Source organism: Candidatus Liberimonas magnetica, assembly GCA_020523885.1.
GTDB classification, from domain to species: Bacteria; Elusimicrobiota; Endomicrobiia; order Endomicrobiales; family JAFGIL01; genus Liberimonas; species Liberimonas magnetica.
Window position 1 is genome coordinate 1 of record JAJAPY010000004.1, and the last position, 24,047, is coordinate 24,047.

Annotated in this window: 6 protein-coding genes; all 6 read right to left on the minus strand. The window is 40.7% G+C overall.

Annotation, left to right across the window (positions count from 1 at the left end; genetic code table 11):
- Positions 1 to 666: 666 nt before the first annotated feature.
- The 6 genes from LHV68_04285 to LHV68_04310 all read right to left on the minus strand — a co-directional run bounded on the left by LHV68_04285 (position 667) and on the right by LHV68_04310 (position 23,967).
- A complete protein-coding gene (locus LHV68_04285) occupies positions 667 to 18,981 on the minus strand; it encodes a hypothetical protein (protein ID MCB4791087.1) in 18,315 nt (6,104 codons plus the stop codon).
- Between the two features lie 44 nt (positions 18,982 to 19,025).
- Positions 19,026 to 19,529 (minus strand): hypothetical protein, encoded by a 504-nt coding sequence (locus tag LHV68_04290; GenBank protein ID MCB4791088.1) that lies wholly within the window; start codon positions 19,527 to 19,529, stop codon positions 19,026 to 19,028.
- 229 nt (positions 19,530 to 19,758) lie between these two features.
- Complete coding sequence (gene priA / locus LHV68_04295) at positions 19,759 to 21,744, minus strand: primosomal protein N' (GenBank protein MCB4791089.1); 1,986 nt, start codon at positions 21,742 to 21,744, stop codon at positions 19,759 to 19,761.
- 100 nt (positions 21,745 to 21,844) lie between these two features.
- Entirely contained in the window at positions 21,845 to 22,594 is a 750-nt protein-coding gene (locus LHV68_04300) for a uracil-DNA glycosylase (protein ID MCB4791090.1), read from the minus strand.
- Positions 22,554 to 23,300, minus strand: a complete 747-nt coding sequence (locus tag LHV68_04305; protein MCB4791091.1) for a phosphopantothenoylcysteine decarboxylase — start codon at positions 23,298 to 23,300, stop codon at positions 22,554 to 22,556. The genes LHV68_04300 and LHV68_04305 overlap by 41 nt, the downstream gene beginning before the upstream one ends.
- A gap of 100 nt (positions 23,301 to 23,400) precedes the next feature.
- Positions 23,401 to 23,967 carry a LemA family protein gene (locus LHV68_04310; protein ID MCB4791092.1) on the minus strand — a complete coding sequence of 189 codons (567 nt, stop codon included), beginning with the start codon at positions 23,965 to 23,967 and terminating at the stop codon, positions 23,401 to 23,403.
- Positions 23,968 to 24,047 lie beyond the last annotated feature (80 nt).

Here is a 24,047-nt window from a genome sequence, read left to right on the forward strand (position 1 = left end):
AGGGTTTCGCAGCTGAAGAAAGACAGGTTTTCCGGGTCAGCGCTGATGTCGAGTGTAAGGATTGATGATGAGTCCGGGCCGAAGTTAGGCAGGGGAGAGCTTAATAAGCTAAGGAAGAAACTGAATATCAGGGTTGCAAGGAACTATGTGTGCGACACGCTGGAAAAGTTTGTGGGCCTTGAAAAAGAGGTGCTAAACCTGTTGGGGACGTATGACGATGTGTACCTAGATTTAAGGAAACTAGACAAAGAGCTTAGCGCAGCGGATTTTATCAGCTGGTTTGCTGTATTTTCTGTAGATAAGAGGGCGAAATATCCGGAAGCGAAGATATATTTTACGATGCCGCAAAGTTTAGGTGCAGCTCTGGGAGAAGAGGGAAGCAAGAATCTAGAAGCTGCGGTAAGAGGGGTACAGAACTTTTATATAAACCCGTTTGTTATAGAAAAAGAAGCAGATCTTAATAAAGTGCTGGCAAATCCTGAAGGTATAACGGATGTAGTTATAATGAACAGCTATGAGGGTTTAAAAGATGTGAGAGTGGGCGATAAGCTGAGGGATTTAGTAGGGTTTGGGGTAATGGATGCGGATCTCTTTAAATACGGCAACGAGTTAGGGTTAACGATTTTTGGGAAAGGGAATAAGAAGGCTGCCAGGCAGATCAAGGAACTAAAAGAAGAAGTTTTCAAGGAGATGTGCAAAGTGGCGGTTGAGTGCTACAATGATAAGGATGAGGGGTTGTTTGAAAAGATAAGAAACGTGTTGGCAGATGAAGCGTTTAAGAGCGGACTCTGTCTTCTCTACCCACAGCCCTAAGGCAGTCCTTGCTCCCGCAAGCACTATTCCAGGAATCATCGTGTCTTCCCCGTTCACGTCCAGCTTTGTAAGCTTCCCTTCTTTTGTCGCTGCCTCAGGATCAATGAATCCTACCCTTATTACATTCGCCCCGCTGCTTGCCGCTGCTTTCGCACGGCCTTTTGCTTCTTCCTCGTTTGCCATCCCAAAATCCGCTATAAACACCGTCTTTGTTCCCAGCCCGCTTGCCTGAGCTATTATCCGCTTTACTATCTCCTTTACTATCTCCTGCGGCTTATATGTCCTTATTGCTGCTAATACCGACACCCTTGCCTCCGCGATGACAGGCGTTTCAGATTTTATATTAAGACCCGAAACCGACGAAGCCAGCGCCTCGCCTGGAGCGGCTTCTATGTTCACCTGCCTGTGAATTTTCAATTTGTCTTCAAGTTTTGTGATTCTTTTATTTAAACTGTGCCTATAATTATCATAATCATTATCCTCATCAACTTCCTGTCTTATGCTTTGAAGTTCTATTGACAATCTTTCCAGTTCTTCACCTGTAAGTTTTTCCTGATCCATGCGCTGAAGTATGCTGTCCAGCCTGCGGTTTATTATTCTCTTTTTTTGATTCGGTGTCAGTGTTGGCTTACCTCCGGTTTCATCACCTGTTTTTTTATTTGTTTTTGATAGTATTGCAGGCGCTACTGCGCCAACACCTAAATTAGAGGCAACACCGGGCGCCGGAGCAGAGGCTTGATAAACCGGCTGAAGCTGGATAGTAGTTTTCCCATCAAGCTTGGCAGCAATAAGAGCGGGTAAATCAAGCCAGTAGTAGCTTTTTGTCTTGTTGTCCTTTATCGTTTCAATTAGTAAGACACCTTTGCCAAGCTGACTAATAGCATATTCAATGTTTTGATCCGGTTCTTTCATGATATCCGGAAATGCCTTTGCACGGTCAAGTATGAACGCTCCTTGTGCATCAGTAGCCCGGGAAAACATGGGAGTCCTCTTAACTACTTTAGGGTCTGATTCTGTCTCATATACATTTACTGCTAGGCCAAGCGATTTATCAAGCTGTATCTTAATAGTTTCAGGTATGTCTTCTTTTGTGAAAGGGGGATTTGTTATCATCTGTACTCCATTGACCATGGTGCCTGTATATCCGAGCCCCTGCTTAATGCGCCTGTTAAGGAGTTTAACCTGCCAAGCGGGAATTTTATCATAGCCTCTCATATCTGTCAAAGATAAGTCAAAGCTGTACATAAGGCCCATTAAACCTTTATGAGGGGGTACTCCCGGGATGTCAGCTTTGGCATCAAAGAGGTAATCATCGAAAAACGGCACTAAGGCATGCATCCATTCATGAAGCATTAAATAATCATAACCGTTTCTTAAAGCATCCGGGTGAAACCCGGCATAGTCATCTCCGTCACGCAGGGCCCAGCCGCCACTGTCAAATGCTGTCCAGGGCCTCCTTTGCTCTAAAGTCAGGCTTGTTACACGTCTTATTGGCATCACCTCTAATACTACGTTTGCGCCGGAAGCGGCAAGGATCTGATTAATTTTAACTATATGCTTCTGGATATATTGCTCGGGAGAGAGGTTTACAACACTGCGAATGCTTTTTTCCGTTTTAGCATCAATAATCACTTCTACGGGCCGGTGCTGGATCCCGGATTTATCTATAGTACACTGTTTCTTAGAAGGGGTATAAGAGTCTGCCGGTGCGCTTGGCTGGGGCGCCGGTTTTGTCGGTGCAACAGGCGCAGTTGTAGCGGCCGGATTAGACGGTACGCCTGTTGGTTCAACAGGTGCAGGTTCTGGTGTAATTGTCGCTTCGGAAACACAAGCCAGTGTCATAAATGCGAGCGTACCAAAAACAAGAGCAAGGAATCTCCTCCTTGTTACCTCTGTTGAAACCCCTCCCTTTACTGCCATTGCTACGGCATCAGACTGTTCTGTCAGTGCCTGGCCCGGGCCGGCTTCTATATTTACTTGCCGGTGGATTTGAATGTTTGCTTTAAGCCCAAACTTATTTATTAATGTGAACACATATTTAAATGCAACCTTCACACTTGCCACTATGGATAAAACGTTTATTACATGCAACCCTATCGCACCCATATCCAACCAGCCTGCCAGGGGCGCAAAAATTATTGTTATCACAAGGCCTGCTGCAACAGCCAGTGAAACACCGATAAGGCCTCCCAAGAATCCTCCAAGTGCGGTTTTTACAATTATCTTATTTAAGCCTTCCTGCATGCTACCGCTCCACCGGTTCTGTTCTGTATCCCGTACTTTGTGAGCATTCTTAAACGCTTTCAGAGCATTTTCATATTCGTCCTTGTTAAATACCTGCGTCAGCCACAGCTTGGTAAGTTCCATGAGCTCCGGTGCCTCTACCTGCGGAGCAACTTCCAACTCGCTGTAAAGGGCTATTAATTCTTTCTTGTGGTTGAACAGTTTAGTACCCAAAACCAATGATTGTTCCACGGTTTCATCAAGCGAACTGTCAGACAAATCAGCGATAGCGAGCAATTCTTTTGGAAACTTATCTTCTTTGCCGTTCTTTTTAAGATCAGACAATATTCTTTTTAATACTTCCAGCTTTTCTTTTAGAGACATCCCTTCCCATAAAGATTCCCCTTTCTTATACGTTGCTTCCGCGGTCAAGGCCCCTCCTGCCACTGGAACTGCCTGGCTGGGCTGGCTATAGTCAGGGATAAAAGTAACCTTGACATCTGCTTTAGGAAGTATCTTTATTGAGTATTCCCCGTTATCATTATCAAACCAGATCTTCCCGAGAGGGCCAAAATCATATGTCGTGTCGAATTTCAAATCACGATATTCGTCTCCTTTAGGCCCAGGTACACAGGAAGTTATCTTACCATCCTTGAACGTGATCAAACTTGATGGTAAGTTTTTTTGCTTGGGTTCAAGTACAATTTGCATATCCCCGCTAAGCTTTTTCTCAAACCGTTCAAACAATTCTTCGGCAAACCCATCTTCGGAGATTTGTATTTTCTGAAAGAAATCGGCTTTTGAATTAGTTATACTTACAATTGATTTGCCAACCCTGTTATCAGCAAGACTTATGCGCACTTTAAAATAGCCTTTGCCTATCCTGGTTACATTTAACACGAAATTTCCGATTTTAAAGTTTTTCCCGTTTGACGGCACCTGCAGCTTCTTGCTTTCGATATCACCTCTATCGGTACCTTTTCTATCGGTTACTGCAAATAATTTTCCGTTTTCAATATTTAATATAGATCTGAATCTGTCCTTGATCAGCAGATGAATTGTTTTGCTGTCTTCTAAAATCACCTCACTGGTGCCGTTTGTTTTAGACAGCTCAACTATTGTCTTCTTCGCTTCTGAATCAAGGTTAAGCATTCTTTCCGTTTCCGTAACCATTGTGTACTGTGCCTGGTTTAACGGTTCATTCCATGAAAACGAAAAATCCTTTACTGACACGCCTCTATTTGACCTCTTAATATTCAGTGTCAACTCTAGTGTCTCCTGCTCAGGTTTCTCGCCTATACTAATGATTTTCCCGCTCTTATCAATGTAAACATGAATCTTCGAGAACCAGTTTTTACCCTCGAGAGTTTGCCCGAGAGCTTGAATGTCTAGCTCCTTTAGCATTGCAATGTTTCTATCAACTACTTTTCTCTGTTCTGCTGAAATGTTTTTGCCTGCCAGTGAATACATGCTTGTCTCTACGATGTCTGTAAAATCCATACCCGGGAATAGATATTTAAGTATCTTTCTCATATTATCGTCTACCTTAAAAGTGGTCCTGGCGATTATTCGTGCAAGGACAGCATCTGACTTCTTAATCAGAGCTGATTCATCGGCATATTCAGGTTTTACTTTGGCAATGTGGTGTAAATAGCGGTGGTATGATTCTACGAATTCGTCTGTACCAAGCCCTGCAACTAACTGTTTTAGTTGTTCCGGGTCCTTAACTAAAGAGTCAAACTCATCCAGCTCTTTTTTAGACTGGATATCCCTGTATTTCTCGTTCAGCCAATAATAATTGAAATCCCCGTTGCCGCCTTTTCTGGCTATGGATTCTTTTATTTCATGTATTATTCCTGTGACTCTTTCCTTCGGGGTAAAATACTTAAAGAATCCTTGTGACGCATCTATAACAATACTGCCTTTAGCTGATTCTTCCTTATTTATTGTGGCAAAACCTACTGTAGTCTGGTCAACATAGAGAATATCGCCTTTACATTCCCTTATTTTTACCGGATATTCAACTCCGTCAACAACAATCTTTCTTTCAATAACGTTTTGTTTTATATAGACCCTTTTTTTAGGTATTTCTGCAAGTATGGCAAATCCCATATTTCCAGCAATTTCCTGAATTTTACCTGCCAAAAGCACTTGTGCCACAGGTCCCAGTATCTTCAAAATGATGCCGTACATGTTCTTGCCGAGACCCTGAACACCTAACTGTGCTAGAGCAGTATTTCTTATTTCTAAATCAAGTTCTCTCCAATTATCCATAGCTTCTATTTTAGCGTAAAAAACAATTTTTCCAAGTTTTAAAACATCATTATCCAGAGTATAGATAACACTATGAAAGTTGGCTATATACAATTCCGAGGTTTTTGCAACAAAATCAAGTAAATTTTCTAATTTATATCGTTCTTTGTTTTTGATAGCCTCAAGCCAGGCATAAACACCTAAAGTTTCATTAAAGACCTTATTAGTTCCATTATTTCTCCATTCTTGCCACTGTTCCTCAAGTACAAGCCTTGCAGCTTTAACCAAATCTTTTTGCCAGTCTTCCGTGGCTGCCTGTTCTGCACTGCGTAAGTGTGTTTCGTCTTTTTGTATATACATTTCAAGATGATTATTCAACTTTTGAGCAGTGATCCCCAGATTGCGTTTGACTGTTCGCTTTGTCAGCTCCTCGCCGAACCTGGCTTGTACGTTCACCTGCCTGTGAAAGTAAATATTTCCTTTAAGCGCCCAGTTATATGCCAACACGGACCCAAAAATATATGTAAGCCCGGCACTTATACCTACTAATACAGCACTTATCACATTAAATCCGCTTCCGCCTATATCTAAAAGGTTTACAAGAGGCATAAAATACGTGCTTGCTAAAAGGCCTAGCATAACTGATAGTGCAATACCAACAAGGCCTCCCAGCAATCCTGCAAGCGCAGTCTTAGAAATTATCTTATTTAAGTCCCGCTCCATCTCCCACGTCCACAGGTCGTTTTCTCTGTATTTCACCTTGTGTGCTTTCATGAACGCAGCCCGCGCATCAGCATATTTTCCAGGGTTAAAGACCTGTGTAAACCAAAGCCATGTAAGATTCATGAGCTCCCCGGCTTCTATCCGAGGCGCCGCTTCCAGCTTGCCGTAAAGGTCAACTATTTCTTTCTCGTATTTGAGCAGGTTTATGCTATATTTTTCCTGTAAATCCAACAGTTTTTCTTTGGACACATTGAGTTGTTCATCACCAATAGTGAGCAATTCTTTTGGGAATTTGTCTGCTCTGCCGTTTATCTCAAGGTCATATAATATACTTTTTAGTATTTCGAGCTTTTCAATTAGAGATTTGTTTTCCCATTCTGATTTCACTAAATCAGGGACTATTTTTACCTGCCCGGCTGATAGTTTCTGTCCAATCGCATACATAAGCTCATTTATTGTCTCATCTAATATAGGAGAAGTTATGCCAGCTCTTTTGGCTCTTTCAACTATATCTGTTTTATAAGGCCGGAACGCCCAAAACGCATACAGCCTGGTTTTTGCCCGCGCTATCTCTTCATCTGTCAATTTATTATTATTGGAGAGCATCTCCGTTCTTTGCTCCGCCTCTGCCAGAACTATCTTCAATGCTAAATCAAGTTTATCCTGGTTCTCTTCCAAACCTGATATGTATTCTTTTAGCCTGTGTGCCCTGGAGTCATGGCCTTTTGGCTCTCTCATAAGAGAATCCAGAAGCCCATCTATTATTTCCTGTACTTCAGGAGAGTACACTTTAGCCTGCTGTGCTTTTATGATTAAATCTGATTTATAAGGCCGGAATGCCCAAAACGCATACAGCCTTGTCTTTGCCCGCGCTGTCTCTGCATCTGTCAATTTATGGCTGCTTTTTAGAATACTCGTATCCTGTTCTGTCTCTGCTAAAACTAACTTCAATGCTGAATCAAGTTTTTCCGGGTCTTCTTCTAAACCTGCTATGTATTCTTTTATTCCGTCCAGCCTGGGGTCATGGCCTTTTGGTTCTTTTATAAGCGCTTCTAAAACCTCATCTATTATCCCCAGCATATAATCAGTGTCTTGGCTATACTTCCTTACTATATCAGTTAAACTTTCCTTTGAAGGGCGGTGTGCTAAAAACGAAAATAATTCTGCTTTTACTCTATCCTTGTCCGCATGAACAAACAGAGAGCTTCCTTCAACCACTTCTGCAATAAGATCCAACACCACATCTAATTTCCTTGGATTACTACCTTTTTCTAACTCTTCTATATACTCCATCAATCCGCTTGTCTTATCTAACGGCCTTCTGCCCAGTTCATCCATTTTCCACGGCTTCTTTCCAATTGCTGCCATAAGCTCGTATATTATCTGGTCTGATGCAGGAGAAGATGCGCCAGCCCGCCTTGCCATTTCCAATATATCTATTTGAATAGGCTGGTATCCCCAAAATGCATACAGCCTGGTTTTTGCCCGGGTAATCTCTTCCGGCGTTAATTTTTCTTTTCTTCCGAGAATTGCCGTTTTTCTCTCCACCTCTGCTAAAACTATCTTTAAGGCCAGATCAAGTTTATCCGGATCTCCTTCTAAACCTGCTATGTATGCTTTTAACCCGTCTGCCCTGGGGTCATGTTCCTTTGGCTCGGTTATAAGCGCCTCTAAAAGCTCATCACTTATCTGCTCTATTGCAGGTGACTCTACTGCTTTCGGAAACAAATTATATTTATAAGGCCTTAATGCCCAAAACGCATACAGCCTTGTCTTTGTCCTGACTATCTCTTCCGGCGTTAATTTTTCTTTTCTTGCGAGAATATTTATATTGTTCTCTACTTCTGCTAAAACCATCTTTAAGGCCAGATCAAGTTTATCCGGGTCTCCTTCTAAACCTGCTATGTATGCTTTTAACCCGTCTGCTCTGGGATCATGTTCCTTTGGCTCGGTTATATACGCTTCCATAATTTCATCTAACAGTTCTTCATCGCAGTCTTGGGTATGCCTTTTAAAAATATCAATTATTTCGTCTTTTTTCGGCTGGTTTTTTAAAAAAACATTTAATTCAGACTTTATTCTTTTTACATCTATATTTTCTTTTTTACTTAAAATATAACTGCTTTTATCTATACCTAGTTTAATGATTATTAACGCTTTATTTAGTTTTTCTTTATTACCGCTTTTTTCCAAACTTTCAATATAAGCCCTCAAACCGCCTGCTCTATCTAATGTTATGTTATACGAGTTGAGCAAATCGTCAAGCGAGGTTGTTTCATTTTCGGACAGCTCAACGCCCGGGATGGAATTTAATACAGCTCTGACGGTTTCAGGGGCATTAAATTTATAGGCTTTTTCAGCTTCATCTATCACACTTTCTGCTTTTTTGATAAGCTTGGTTTCTAACAGGAATTGTTCGGCAGTCTCATTTTTGCCTGCATCTAAATACTCTCCTCCGGCTTTGGCTTCAATATAGGCATGGTAAAGTTTTACAAACTCCTTTGTGTCAAGGTTCCGGGCTGATTTTCCAGCTTTGAATACACCCAAGTACTTATTAAACCCGGTATCTTCCCCCTGGCGGGCATCAGCTTCTCTAAATTCATGTTTAACAGCTACCATAAGTTCATCATTGGCAGGTACCCAGCTATCCCAAAGCTCCCAGAAACTTTCTGACACAGCAATTGTAAGCCCGTCAGCTTCAAGCGTTGCAAGACCGGCCACACCTTCCATTGTTTGTGATTGTATCACTTTGCCATTATATGTCCTTATCTTTACGGCCTTGCCGTCAAATGTTATTTGCCTGTCTTTCTGCCCTTCTTTAATGTTTTCCGGCGCTATCTTAGTTATATTTGGGAGTATATCCTTTGCCGTCTCTAGAGCAACCAATGCCAAATCCCGGCCAAGGGCTTCCCTGATAACAGGCATATTGCCAAGCGCATCCAAAACCACCTGCCTCACGCTTTTACCCAGCCAGTTTTCTTTTAAAATCTGCGTATCATGCTTGGCCATTTGATCAAGCGCGTTTTCTGCTTCACCTATATAATATTCTATACGCAGTTTTCTATCTATATCTGATTTTAAACCAGGTAAAAGCTCATCTACTGTATTAAGATGGCCAAATACGCTCTTAATTAAACGATCTTTTTCACTTTCACTTTTTGCTTCTCTTGCTTGTTCTACTATTAATTCTGCTTTTTCTATTTGTTTTCCAATTGCATCAACAGTATATGTAAGAATTTGCTTTTGTGTATCATTCTGTATTATTAAATCTTCATTTGCTTCAAACCTTGCTTTTTGTTTTTTATACATATCTTTATAAAGTTGAACTCTTACAGAAATATCGACAAACCTTCCGTCTTGTTTAAGAGCAGAGGCTAGCCCATCTTTTTGTTCTATATTTGTCAGGTAATCATAAAGAATTTCCAAATAGCGGATATTCATTTCAGCATTTGCGGTAAAAACACTGCAATATTCAAACTTGCCGCCGGAAGGAAAATCCCGCTTAAGATTGTATTCCAGGTTCCTTAAGTTTCTGCCAATTTTTTCAAGCAGTTCGGCAACAGTCTTTTTTTCATTGTCATTCACGTTATGCGTTTCAACAGTTCCGAATTTCTGTAAAAGGAGGCTCTTGGCCCTATCATACCTTGGTACTAAATCTTTGTATACCTGTAAAAAACTAATCCTGGACCCAATAACATCTGCCTTTGTGCCGGACTTGGCCGCGTTGGTTAATTGAGCAAGCACAGCCTCTGCAGAAAGGTTGGCTGATGCAACAGCCGGAACCATTCCCTTCATGACATTTATAATCTCATCTATTATGCTCACCTCCATGGCATTGATGAGCTTAGCGTCGCTGATGTAGGGCCCGGCGTCCTCAATAGTTACTCCCCATACGTTAAATCTTCCAGTTTGTACTTTGGATTTTTGAGCTTCCTGAGCTACAGCTTTCACGCACTCGTGCCAGAGTTCGTCTGTTGCATGTTTAAATTGTAATTCTTTATGGTGCGTTTCCAAATATCTGGCAAAAACCTTCGCTTCACCTTGTGCTTCTTCAGCGGATTTGACTCCACTGACTTTCAGCGCTCTAAATTCCATTCTCTCATGCCGTTCAATATAAGAATTAACAGACATCTCATTCTTTGCAAGGTTATACAGCCATGCCAATGAACTCCCGTAGGCTGCAAAGTACCCTTTTGATGCTAAAGTTTCTTTATCATCAATATGGATTATGTCCGCTTCCGGGAACATCTCGTGCAACACCTCAAGCTTCGAGGCGCCGCGTTCTACATTAAGGATAGTAATCTCGGTTCCCTCTAAACCGAACATTACATTTAATATTTCAATAAAAGGTGCTGCATCCTTTGTACTAGTAATAACTATCTTTATACCGTTTTCCTTGCAATAAGCCAGCAGGGATTTCAGTGCCTGATAATTTTGCTCTTTTGTATTTATTGATTTTTCAAGCACTCCTACTATATCAAGAGATATTACTTTTTCTATTTTTTTATCAAGTTTCCCAAGAGCCTCAGCAGAAGCTTCGATGCTTACTTCCCCGGTTTCGTCATGGCTGGCATACCTTACGCCCTGCGCATCAGCCGAAAGCCCGGCTTCGGCTAATTTTACAGATAAGTCAGACAAACTTACAACCGTATTTATTTTAGCCATATTCAATACTTCGTTTAGTATCTGCTTAACAGTCCCGGCACTTATGCCAAGCCACCAGCCTTTCTTTTTCTTTGGTGCTTGTGCTTGGGGTGCAGACGCTGCTATTTTAGCTTCCACTTGGGATAATAACCCGCTTAAAATACCACGCTGCCGGCTTGTTATATTTATAGAAAACATATTATTTATTTGTTCTTTTAAACTAACCCAATTTTCATCAGGTGAGTTTGAGCTTAATAAAGTACGTATATCATTTATTGCCTGTTCAATGTCCGTATTATCATCATACAGGACTGCTCTATTCTGTCCTCTTAATTGCTCATCACCCTGGCCGCTTCCGTATTGAGTTTCATCACCACTAAATAACGATAACCTTTCCTCTTTTTTATGTGTCAGGTTCCATATACTATGCGCGGATATGTTGGCCAGGTCTTCTATTGTAAGGGAAGATATACTCTGGGGAGACATATACAAATTGATTGAATTTAGTACAAACTTTGTCAAGGCAGAATTTAAATTTACCAACCCGCCAATCCCGAGCCTTTTAGAGATTTTCTGCCTATCTTCTTTGCCCAGCCCCAGAAGCAGGACTGACACAACCGCAGTTACCGCTTTTGAGAGGTTTTTAGCTCCATAAAATTCTTCACCTAAGATCTTCATTGCGGCACTTAGGGCAGTTTCATTCGTTGAATTTTCAATATATAAAATCCCTTTAAGCAGCTTAAAGCGCCTTTTTTGCCATTCACTATCGCTTATAGATTCACTGCCTTGCGGCCTGTGCGCATTTATAAACGTTTTAAGAGCTTCTATATAATCCCGCATATCCTTATCAGAGGCACCAGGCGCAAAAGCAGCCTTCTTTAACATTAATATTTCTGCTATCTTTATGCGCTCCCTAACCGGAGAATATTGAAACTCTATTTCATCAGGCAGCGGCAAATCAGAATCAATAATCCTAAAAGCTTTTTGTATATCAAATTTCTTTTCTTTTCCGTTTATGAGCATTTCCCTAAAGACTTTTCTGTAAAACTCAGCTTTTTCCTTCCTTGCTGGCTTATAATCCAAATACAATTCATCAATTAGAAATTCCAAAAGTGCTGGTATCTGGTACGGCTCAATGTATGGAACAGCCTCCCTGCAAAACTTTTCTGCCCTAAAATAATTAGATCCGTTAAGATAGGTCCGGGCATGAGCAAGCAGAGTTGCAAACCTTTGTGAACCTTCGATATGCCGTCTTGTGTTATGAACACGGTCCAGCATCTGCCGGATATCAAATTCATCCTGCCTTCCCTCTACTATTAATTCATCCAGTTTATCCGAATAGGCATTCACCAGCTCCTTGCCAAGCGACTCTGAGCTATATATTGAATCAAGCGTATCAAACACTTCCGGCAGATTCCAAAGTTCTGCAAAATTAATCGCCTTTTCACAATAATATTTTGCCTCATCATAATCAAGTCTGTTAATGCTTTTATAAGCATCAACCATATTGTCCCTAAATTCATTAGAAGCCATTGAAACATCTTTTTCTACCAGCTCTGATATAAATTCCAGGTGCATGATTAACTGCCGTAAATCAATGCTTTCCTCTTTTATTATCTTTTTACGATACGCTTCTACTACTCTCTTTCCCCAATCCGTAGACCCAAACAAGTTTTCGACAGTTTTGAGCACAGAGGATAAGTTTTCTATTTTTGCCACTCTAAGCGCTTTTACGTAATACGATATTTTTTCAACATCATCCGTGCTTTTTTCTGCAGCAAGGATTAATGAACTAAAAGCTCCGGAAATGTCAGCTTTAAGCCCTGGAACATCAAGATAAGTCGCATCAGTTCCTTGCTCTTCTATCTCGTCAATAAGAGCCAGGGCTTTATTGAGACGGGCCTGTTCACGGGCATCTTTCTTAGCCTGCCTTCTTCTTTCTTCTGCTCTTTCAATCTTAGCAAGCCGCTCTTTCTCGGCACGTTTTAACTCCAGCTTTCTTCTTGGCTCTGCAAGAGCTTCTTCAATAATACGTCTGCGTTCGTTCTCCTGCCTTAAGCCTTCTTTGGCACTCTGTCTAACTCTATCAACCACCTGGGCCAGCCTTGAAGGATCTGACTGCCAGGGATTTCCAGCCAAGGGAATTGCCAGGGCTTCATCCTGCTTTTGCCTGGTTACAGCAATAATATCTTCAGCTATTTGTTTCATAGGGGTATAATCTTCGTATTTTATTCTTTCACGTAAATCTATAACTTCAGGCTGGTATGCCCAAAATGCGTACAGCCTGCTTTTTGCCCTGGCTCTTTCCTCTTGTGTCAATTTATATTCCTTATTAAACATATTGAGCTTGTTTTTTGCCTCTTCCAAGGCGGTTCTTATTTCCAAGTTAAGCTGTTCAGTATCTCCTTCTAAATCTGTTACGTTTTTCTTGCTCCTTAGTATGTCCATATTCTTTTCAGTTGCTGTCAAAACAAACTTCAGCGCTAAATCAAGTTTTTCCGCATCACCTTCTGATTCCAAACCTGCTATATATTGTTTTAACCTTTCTGCCCGCGGGTCGTTTTCTTTTGGCTCTACTAAGAGTGCTTCCAAGAGCTCATATATTGTTTCCTGCATTAAAGCAGTATACCTTTCGGATCTATGCGCCCTGTCGATTAAATCTTTCTTAAGCGGCTTGAATGCCCAAAATGCATAAAGCCTGGTCTTTGCCCGCTCTACTTCTTCTTGTGTCAATTTTTCTTCTCTGGCAAGAATACTCGTATCATTTTCCACTTCTGATAAAACTAATTTTAGCGCCATATCAAGCTTTTCTGTTTCCCCGTTCAGCTCTAAACACGCTATGTATTCTTTTAATCCGTCTGCCCTCGGGTCATGGCCTTTTGGTTCTGCAATACAAGCCTTCATGAAATTATGTATAATTTGTTTATTATAACTGCTATCCATGCCATGCCTTTGAAATATATCGAGTAAGTAGCTTGCACTTGGCCGATGATATTTCACAACGAAATTTATCTCTTTTTTAATATCCTCTATAGTGTAATTTTCTCTTAAAGGGTCGCTATTTCCGTTTGTTTCAACCATAATAATTCTAAAAACCATTTCTAACTCTTTTCTGTTTCCTGTCTGCTGCAGTTCTTCTATGTAATCCCACAGCCCGCCTACCCTGTCCAGCGGCCTGTCTTTACGTACCTCAACTTTGGCCTCTACCGGAGCCGGTGCTGCATTTGTATCAGTATTCGCTTGCTGCTGCCGTGCATTTAAATTTCTCCGGGCTACCGCTGTTTTATCCCATAATATTCCTAAAAAACTTCTATTGTCAGACGTTAAACCCGGGATATTTGGCCGGCGGAATAAATCTTGTATGAAACTTTCTATTTTCGACAGATCTGCCAACTTCTCTGAAGCCGGTTTATTCAGGCTCATCATCTCTTCAAGTATAACGGATAAATTGTTTATCTTTTGTTCAACAGCAGCAGGGTTGGACAATACATCCCCAGTCCAGCCAGCTTTAAATTTTTCGAATTCCTTTTCGAAATCATAAGCCCTGAAATCATCGGTGTAAGACTTGACTGCCGATAACCTTTCCTCTTTTTTATGTGTCAGGTTCCAGGCAGTATGGGCAGATATGTTGGCCAGTTCCTCCAGGGTAAGGGCAGATATTTCTTGAACAGACATGAACGAATTTATAGATTTTACTATCAAATCTGCTAATGCAGGATTGATATCTGCGCCTTCACTAAGCCCCAGCTTGTCTTGGATCAGCTTTTTATCTTTCTCGCTTAAAGCCAGGATAGCTACAACGGCATTGGCTGCTTTTGAAAGGTTGGTAACACCGCTAAACTCTTCGCCTAAACTATCGGCTGCGGCTTTTAGGGCTCTTTTGCCCATGGATTTTTTAATAAAACCCAATCCCTTTTCCAGTTCAGCGCTCCTTTTTTCCCATTCTTTATCGCTGATAGCATCCTTACCTTCAGGCCTGTGCGCATCTAAGAACGCTTTCAACGCAGTTTCATATTCCTGCTTTGCTTCAGGCGACGCATCCGGCGTCTTCGCGGCTTTTTGTAGTTTTAATATTCTCGCTATTTCAGCCCGCTCTATAACCGGGGTATACTGAAAATCAAATCCGTTTTCCCTATCTTCTATGGTTATCTTCAAGTTACTTCGGATCTTCCATACAATTGCTACAAGGAGCAGAGTTTTTAAATTATCGGTTACCTTATCAATAAAAATCTTTTGGCTTGTCTTATCAGTAACGAGCCTTATCATATCTGTGTATCCAATAACAGAGGTTGCCAAAGTTCTAAATAGATCATTTATGATAACCCAATCACCGGCTGATACGGTCCGGAAAGTAAGGCCTCTGTCTTCGATTTCAGTGTTTGCATTAAACCTGGTTACAGCTTCCCAGACTAATTGTTCATAGCTCATGCCGGTAATCTCAGTTTGCATCTTTTCAAATATCTTAAGCAATATCGGGCCTACTACAGGGTTTGCCAAATTCTCGTTGAGATTGGTTTGGACCAATTTAGAGTCCTGGTTATTGGACTTTTTCATAGCCTCCTGGAACACCGCATCAAAATCTTTTATTATAGCCATTGCCCAGGCTTTCGGATCTGCAGTTCTTTGCATTTGCTCAGGCGCCGGCATGGGGATTTGCGAGGCATAAAGCATTTCTGCAATTCGTTTCAGCGAAGGATACTCCTTCATATATACGTCTTGATCAATATTGACACCTTTTATTTTGCTGCCGAAATTTATCGAAATACTTTTATTTTCATTTAAAGTTACTGTAACCTTATCTTCTCCAGCTGCAATCTGTGCAGAAATCATCAAACCTTTACTTGTAATATTAAACATCTTAGTAAAAGTTTGCAGATTGAGGTCTAAGCCGCCTAAAGTTTTATCAGAATCATAAAGCGTTCTTTTGCCTGCATACTCAGTTCCGAATGCCTTCAAAGTTTCGATTAATTTATTTACGGCTGGGGCAGGCAGCGCCAATATTGGCGTTTTTTGTGTTTCCTGTCCTGCAGTCCGGTCAAGTGTTGCTGCGGCAGTGGTATCGTAATGTACAGAGGCATCTTTACCCCTAATAAAATTATAGACCCTGCTAACGCTTATATCTCTATCTGGGCTATACCCCGTCTCTTCAGTTATATATTGCCTATCCGGATGCATAGGGCTCAATCCTCTCACAGCTTCAGGATAGAGAAATTCATAAAGCTCAGGTTCACTTTCAAAAATAATCGCAAACATCACCCTTCCGTAATATTCTTTTTCAGTTATGCTGCGCAAAAATCCTGCAAGATTCACATAATCAACCTTAACATCTTTTGGAATTATCAGGGGAATTATTATTTCACTCAGGTCAGTTCTTGTACTGCCTAATTCTTCTTCAATATTTTTTTGCAATGTACGAAAATATCCGTCAAACTTTATAGGAGTATAAACTTCTGCCATAAACCATGGTTTTTTTGCATCAGCCGGATATTGTAATTTCCCTAATGCTTTAAGCGCTTTGGCAAACTCTAATGGTTCAGGATGGCATACTGCAGCCGCTTTACCCAGCAATACATTATTCCTTAACTGAAAACCATCCAATACTTTTTTTGCTTGTTTTTCCAAATCTGCTTGTTTAATTTGCGTCCTTGCAGCTGAGGTTGCACTTGAACCTGCAGCCAGTGCAGGAAGTTTTTTATAATATACCGCTATGGTGTTCCATACGCCGTGGCCTATAAAGCTTACAGCTATCGCTGCCGCAGGTTTAAGGAACGAAAATGGCAGAAATACAATAAGGACCGCGCCGCCAAGCCTCTTAAAGAAGTTTTTTGCTACTTCCTGTTTTGTAATGTGTCCTTTATTGTACTCCTGAATATCTTGTATGAGATGAATCGAAACAAAAACTACTGTTATAGCGCCGAATGCAGCGGTTCTTAATAAACCTGTTACAGGAATAAAAGTTAAAACTCCAAGCGTAAGGGTTTCTAAAGCTGCCCAGAAAATATATGTCCGCCATATTGGTGATTTCCACGCCGGCTGCCGGCTTTTTTTAAATTCTTCATCAATCTTATTAATTTCCTTCTGCACACTTTGTCTTACCTGGTCAGGAGCGTTAAATTCATTTTTTTCTGAAAACTCATCAACATTAGGTGCTGCTGTCATTTTAACTGCATTTTTATCGGCTTTATCATCAATACTTAACAAATGGCCTTTGCTGTCATAGGTACGGGTAACTGCAACTGTTTTGTTATTTGCATCTACATATACGATTTGAAGTTCATAATTCCCGTCATCGGCTGGAGTGATAAGAATTTTAAACTTTTCGTTTTCACCAAAAAGCTCTCCCAGCACCTTGTTGACAGCAGCTATTCTTTCTCCTGCCTTACCTTCACCGTTAACAATGAAATCTCTTATAAAATCGGCTGATACAATAGTCGCTTTGTTTTCAAAGCCTGCCATAGTTGAAAGTACTATAAGCTGAAGGGAATTTAAGTGTTCCGAGGCAAGTTTAATGTTTGAGAAATCTATTATGTTGAATGCCAGTTCCTGTTTGACTGTTCCGGCTATATCATTGAAAACCCCGGGAAGAAATCCCAAGACTTTTGGGTCTTTAGCAAGCATAGCGCTTTCAAGCTTTAAAAGCTCTGAATAAGTGTTCTCGGCAAAACCGACATCCTGAGTCACATTCGGAGTGATGACCAGGTAAGGTATGTTTTTTTCTTTCAACAGCTCTGAAAGGCCGGGCGTATGAAAACCCCCGGTAATTACAACAACTATGTTTTCCGCGTTTTCAAGCAGATTTGATGAATCAAGCTGTGAATTTGAGTTAGCTTGCTTCGTCGCTTCGCTTCTCGCAATGACTAAAGGGGTGTCATTGCGAGCCGCAGGCGAAGCAATCTCGCTGTTATTCAAAGCAGTTTCACTGACCCCTGCCCCCTGTCTGCTATCCCCTGTTACTATATTGCAGTTAGCCAAAAGACATTCGTTCCTTTTGATATTTACATTGTAGTATTCGTTCAGCAAAGCGATATATGGCTGGACCTGGGAAAGTTTATCATTTCCCGCATACTGCGCCCATAAAGTGTTGAACTTCGATATGTTTTCTTCGACAAACTTATAATCTTCGGCTGTTATCTTATATGACAGGTATTCTTTTAAACTCTTTGTAAACTCAATTAAGAAAACTATGTCGCGTTCGCTGGATTTCAAGGCAAGCCTTAAACGGATTTCATTAAGCAGTTTGTTTTCTTCTTTTACGAGCTGTAAGGGGTTGATGTTTTTGGTTGAGTCAAGGTAGTTGAAAAACTTTTTAAGGTTAGGGAGATCGTTTAGCAAAGAGGGGTCATAGTCTTTTGCTAACCTGGCCAAATACACGTATAACTGGTTTGCCTGGGTAAAATTTACGGTATTTGCCGCAAGCATTTTGTATGCGCTGTAGGGGAGCTTTTCTTTAAGAAGCACTATGAAACTCTGAAGTTCTCTGGTGATCTTTTTATAATTAAGCTCTTTGGCGATAATAAGGGTATTTGAGAATTCTTCTACGTTTCTAAATCTTACGGTGTCTATATTAAGTTTCTGCGAATATTCCAGTAAATCGGAATAATATTTCTGGGGGTCAATATTGCCGTTCTTGTATTTCAGTACAAAGTTGTCTAATTTTCTGTTTTTTGAATCATAGTACCTTTCTTTAAGCCTATCAAGGTCAGGAGAGAGTTCATCAAGGCTTGCCATTATTTCTTTCTGCTTGTTTTCAATTGTGTTCAGGCGTATTATGTTGTCCGTATGAAGTTTCCTGTCATCCACACCGAACAACAGATCAGGCCTGTCGCTCAGGACCGAGTAATACTCTGCTCCGGTAAGCTTTCCGCCGTTTACCAGGGATTCAAGCACTTTGGTTTTTAATTCCTTATCCTTGACCTGTGTTATCCAGGAAGTATCTACCGGCCCTGCAGCACCTTCGATATACACCCGTTTTAAATGGTACTTGTTATCCAGCAAGGAAAGAATCTTTGAAATATTCCTTTGTACTTCAGCATGGCAATGCAGATCCTGAATGTTAATAACAACAGTATTCGAGTTATTAATTCTTAGTTCAGAGATAGTTCCGGGAAGCTGATCCTTATTCTCCGAACTCTGAACTTTGAGCTCCGAACCGTAGTTGTCCGTTATTCTGCCGACCGCAGCCGGCAGGACAAAGCTGTCAAAGATCTTTTTGAAATCTTTGACCTCCTTGTACCTCTCGACCACGGCCTGAAGAGGCGGGCTCACGATAAAACTGAATACGAAGCATAATGTTGTTAAAATGGCGGTAAATTTTTTATAGAGCATTTTGTCCTCCAAAAAAAATAACCCGGCTTTAAAGTCAAGCCGAGTTATCTTATCCTGCTATTTATGTTTAATAAAGCATAGTTATCTATTGCGCCTCTTGGCAATAAGCATAGCATTGCCATAAGTATCAGAAAAATAAACGATCTCTGCATGAATTTTCGGAACAAGATCGTAAATTTTATATCGTTCGTAGTTCTTGAAATGTCCTGATAAAAACCTGTGATAGCTTTACTTTCAAGGATATTGCCGGAATAACTGCCCGCAGTTTGAACTAAAAATGTCCGGTCAAGATCATTGTTTGTTTTGGATTTATTATTGGATTTGTTCTTTGCAGGGGTTGTTACGGAATTCTGATAAGTAATCTTTCCCATAACTATGTCAACGGTAGTTGAGATACAGTAAGTTACAAAAAAGTTCTTTGCAACTTTCATAGTATTATCTAATACTACTGAACTGATAGCACTGCTTTCCTGTGCATTTAAAGAAACAAAAGAAAAAAGGTTTATAAAAATACAGAATATAATTAATATACTTAGTTTTATTTTCATAATATCTTTTATTATATATATGTAAATGTTTATATAATTATAGATAAAATATTAGAAATTTCAATAGAAATTATGTGAATTTTTTGTGAAAGATGCAGGTTAAGACCGTGTTCCTATGCTTAGTTCGGGGGACACACACCTTAATTACAAAAAAAATATCCAAATTTGAGCATGGCTTTCTAGTAGCAAGAAGAGTTAAACTAAGTAATTAAGGTGTGTGTCCCCAGAATTAAAGCACGTTTTGAGGGTCAATATCTATGCTTACGAATATGCCGCGGGGAATATAGTAATTTCTTATATTTTTTGAGGCAAGGAGGATTTCTTCGGAATTTCCTTTGAGCAGTACCTGCCACCTGAATAACCTTCTTAATTTTGAGTGCGCGGCAGGGGTAGGCCCTAATATATCATATTTAAATACATTTTTTTCTTTAAAATCATTCAAATCACCGCTTATTTTGTTTATAAGTTCAATTGCCTTTTCTTCCTTACTTGCCCGGACAAGTATATTTGCAAGCCTGCTAAAAGGCGGGTAATCCATTTGCCTGCGGTTATTTATCTCCTGGTCATAGAACTCGTGGTAATCATGGTCTTTACTTGCCAACAAAGCATAGTGATTCGGGTAACGCGTTTGTACTATCACCTCACCTCCCAAACTGCTTCTCCCGGAACGGCCTGCTACCTGCGTTATGAGCTGAAAAGTCCGTTCCGCTGAACGGAAATCCGGCAGGTAAAGCGCTGTATCAGCATCTATAACACCTACCAAAGTAACCCTTGGAAAATCAAAGCCTTTTGCAACCATTTGTGTGCCGAGAAGTATATCGTAATTCTCATTTTTAAATTCCTGGTATGCCCTATGGTATACTTCATGGCTTGAAGCCGTGTCCCGGTCAAGCCTGAATACCCTTGCCTGCGGGAAAAGCTGGTGAAGCTCCTGCTCCACTTTCTGCGTTCCGATACCGAAAACAGACAGTTCTTTGTTCTTGCATGTCGGGCACTCACCGGGCCATGGATGGGTATACCCGCAATAATGGCACCTCAAATCATTACTGGTCTTATGATAGACCAAAGAAACCGAACATCTCGGGCACTGCCATACATTGCCGCATTTAGGACAGGACACACCCGGAGAAAATCCCCTGCGGTTTAAGAACACTATCGCCTGCTCCCTCCTTGCAAGTATCCTTGTTAAGGCTAGGGCCAGCTCTTTTGTTATAACCCTTGCTTTGCTCGGTATCTGGGTAACATCAACAAGGGTGACCTTTGGCAGCTCTCTTTTGTCTACCCGTTCATTCATTTCAAGAAGCTTATATTGCCCCTGTTTCGCCCTGTAATAAACCTCAAGAGACGGTGTTGCTGAACCGAAAACAGCCACTGCATTGTTTATCTTTGCCAAGACATCTACAATTTCTCTTGTCTGATATTGAGGTTTCTGGTCTTGTTTATAGGTAGGCTCATGTTCCTCGTCCATTATTATCAAGCCGAGGTTGGTAAAAGGCGCAAAAATACATGACCTGGCTCCAAGAAGTATCTTTATCTCTGCCTTTCTTGCTTTTTCCCACGTAAGGTATCTTTTACCTGCTGAAAGGCGGCTGTGCCAGACCCCCACAAGGCCAGGGAAACGGTTCTCAACTATGCTTATGAACTGGGGTGTAAGGGATATTTCGGGTAACAGATAAATCGCGGATTTGCCGAGTTTGAGCACTTCTTCTATTGAATTTAGATAAACCTCTGTTTTCCCGGAACTTGTAATGCCGTGCAGGCAAAAAATATCAGGTTTATTTTGTTTTGCGCTTTCTATTATCTGGTTTGTTACATCCTGCTGTTCTACATTAAGAACAGGTTTTATATCTGCTTTCATTTCTTTATCTTTATCTTTGTCTTTAGGTTTTGGCGGCCTTTTTGGAGGGCGTATGCTTGCAGGAAGTATGCAGGATAAAGCTTCGCCATAGGAACACATATAATTTTGGCTTAGCCATTCTGCCAGCTTAAACATTTTTTCAGTTAAAACAACTTCATTGTCATAAAGGCTTAATATAGGTTTTACATTTTCTATTGAAGTGTCTTGTACTATTTTAGTTATAAAACCAATTACTTTTCTTGAACCGAACGGCACCTCGGAACGCATTCCGACCCTTGCTTTATCTGCCAGGCCTTCCGGAATCTCGTAATGGAACGGTTTATCTACAGGTAGGGATAAATATATTTCAGCGAACATAATAAAAACCTAACTTCGGTAAAAGGTATACGGGAGAAGGTAGACGAAATAGGTTTAGTTCCCTGTTTTACCGTTTACCTTTTACCATTTACCGTCTACCCTATTTTTTATTTAATTCATTTCTTACTTTTTTCATATCTTCCCAAACGTCCTTTTTAAGGCTCGGAGTACGCAAAAGCGCAGCAGGATGATACGTAGGCATTACTTTGATGCCGTTATATTCACAAAAAGTCCCTCTTAACTTACTGATCCCTGTTTCTGTTTTTAAAAGCGCTTTTGCTGCAACATTCCCGAGAACACATATACAATCCGGCCTTATTATTTCAATCTGTTTTTCAAGGTAGCCAATGCATGAATTTATCTCCTCAAGGCCCGGTGGCCGGTCATTACCCCTTTTTTCAGGGTCACCTGAGTCTATCATCGGATGGCATTTTACTATATTGCATATATAGACATCGTTTCTATTAAATCCCATAGCTTCTATTATCTTTGTCAGAAGCTGGCCTGCTTTTCCTACGAACGGCACCCCCTGGTGGTCTTCATCAAAACCCGGTCCCTCTCCTATGAACATGAGCTTCGCATTCGGATTTCCCACGCCAAAAACAAAATTCAAGCGTGTTTCTCCAAGCGGGCATTTTTTGCATCCTGAGATCTTTTTATTAAAATCATCTAATTCATTATTTACATTGCCCGGCTCTTTCTTTTCGGGTTTTGCTATCTTTGGAAGCTCATCTTTGGCGGGTTTTTTAGGAGAAGGTTTCGTTATTACTTCAAACTCGCCCCAGTTCTTTTCGTCAAGGATAGAGGCTTTAGCAAGCTTTAATATTTTTGAAAATTCTTGCCGCTTCATTTATTATCCTTTCTGCTATTTCTTTTTTGCTTTTATTCCTGAGCACCGTCTTTTGAACCATGGTCCACCGCGTAGGTGGAACCGGAGATGATTTGTATTTATCCTGCCGTATCCCGCTGCGGCGGGATGTCACGTTATCGAATGAGCCTCCGGCTCCTGCCGGAGGAGTTCCACTTATTATTACAACATCAGATTTATCGCTGGCTATTGCCTTAACCGGATTTGCGACTATCAGATCAAGTTTTTTATCTTTTAGTTTTTTTATTGCCTGATTTACAAGGTTCTTTGATTCAAGGCAGAACCCCACCATTACTTTGCCTCTGTTCTTGAAAGAAATAGTTTTTAAGATGTCGGGGGTTTTAACAAGTTTTAAAACAAGGCCATTTTTCGTTTTTTTTATCTTGTCCTTTTTCTCTCTTTGCGGCCTGTAATCCGACACAGCTGCGGCACAAATAAAAATATCAGACCCTGATATATTTTTTTTGACTTCCTCTAGCATTTCCGAGGCTGAGGTTACCGGTATGGATTTAATATTTCCGGCAGGCACAAAACTTGACGGCCCGCTTATCAGCACTACTTTATGCCCGAGTTTTTTTGCCGCTTCTGCCAGCTCACAGCCCATTTTCCCGGATGAAGCGTTTGACAGGAACCTCACAGGATCAATATATTCTCTTGTGGCGCCTGATGTGATCAAAAAATTAACCATAAAAATCCAAACTTCGGTAAAAGGGATACGGAGAAGGTATACGAAATAGATTTATTTTGTTGTTTTACCGTTTACCTTTTACCATCTACCGTCTACCTTATTAAAACTGTACCTTTGGTACAGTTTTAGCTGCTTCCTCGGCTTTAAAGTAGATATCTTTCTTTTCGAACTTGAAAAATGACGCTACTATATTTCCCGGGAACCGTTTTATCATGATGTTATAGGCCTGTACTACTTCGTTATAACGCATCCGCTCGACCGCAATACGGTTTTCTGTGCCTGCGAGCTCATCCTGCAAGTGAATAAAGTTTTCATTGGCTTTTAAGTTAGGGTAATTTTCAGCTATCGCCAAAAGCCTCGAGAGTGCGCTTTCAATGCCCTGGTTGGCTTTTATTTTTTCATCGATGGTCTTTGCGCCGCCCAGAGCAGCCCTTGCACTTGCCACATCTTCAAATATTTGTTTTTCATGCGCAGCATAACCTTTCACGGTATTTACCAGGTTCGGTATAAGGTCATTTCTTCTCTGGAGCTGGTTTTCCACCTGTGCCCAGGCGGCATTTATGCTTTCTCCCAAGGTAACGATTTTGTTGTAATTCCCCACAACTGTGCCCACTAGAATAACCACAAAAAATACAAGCACTCCTAAAACTATCCATAATTGTTTCATAAAACCTCCGTTTTAGACTACAGACTGCAGACCACAGACTACAGACTTTAAATAAAAGACTAAAATCTAAAAATCTTTGT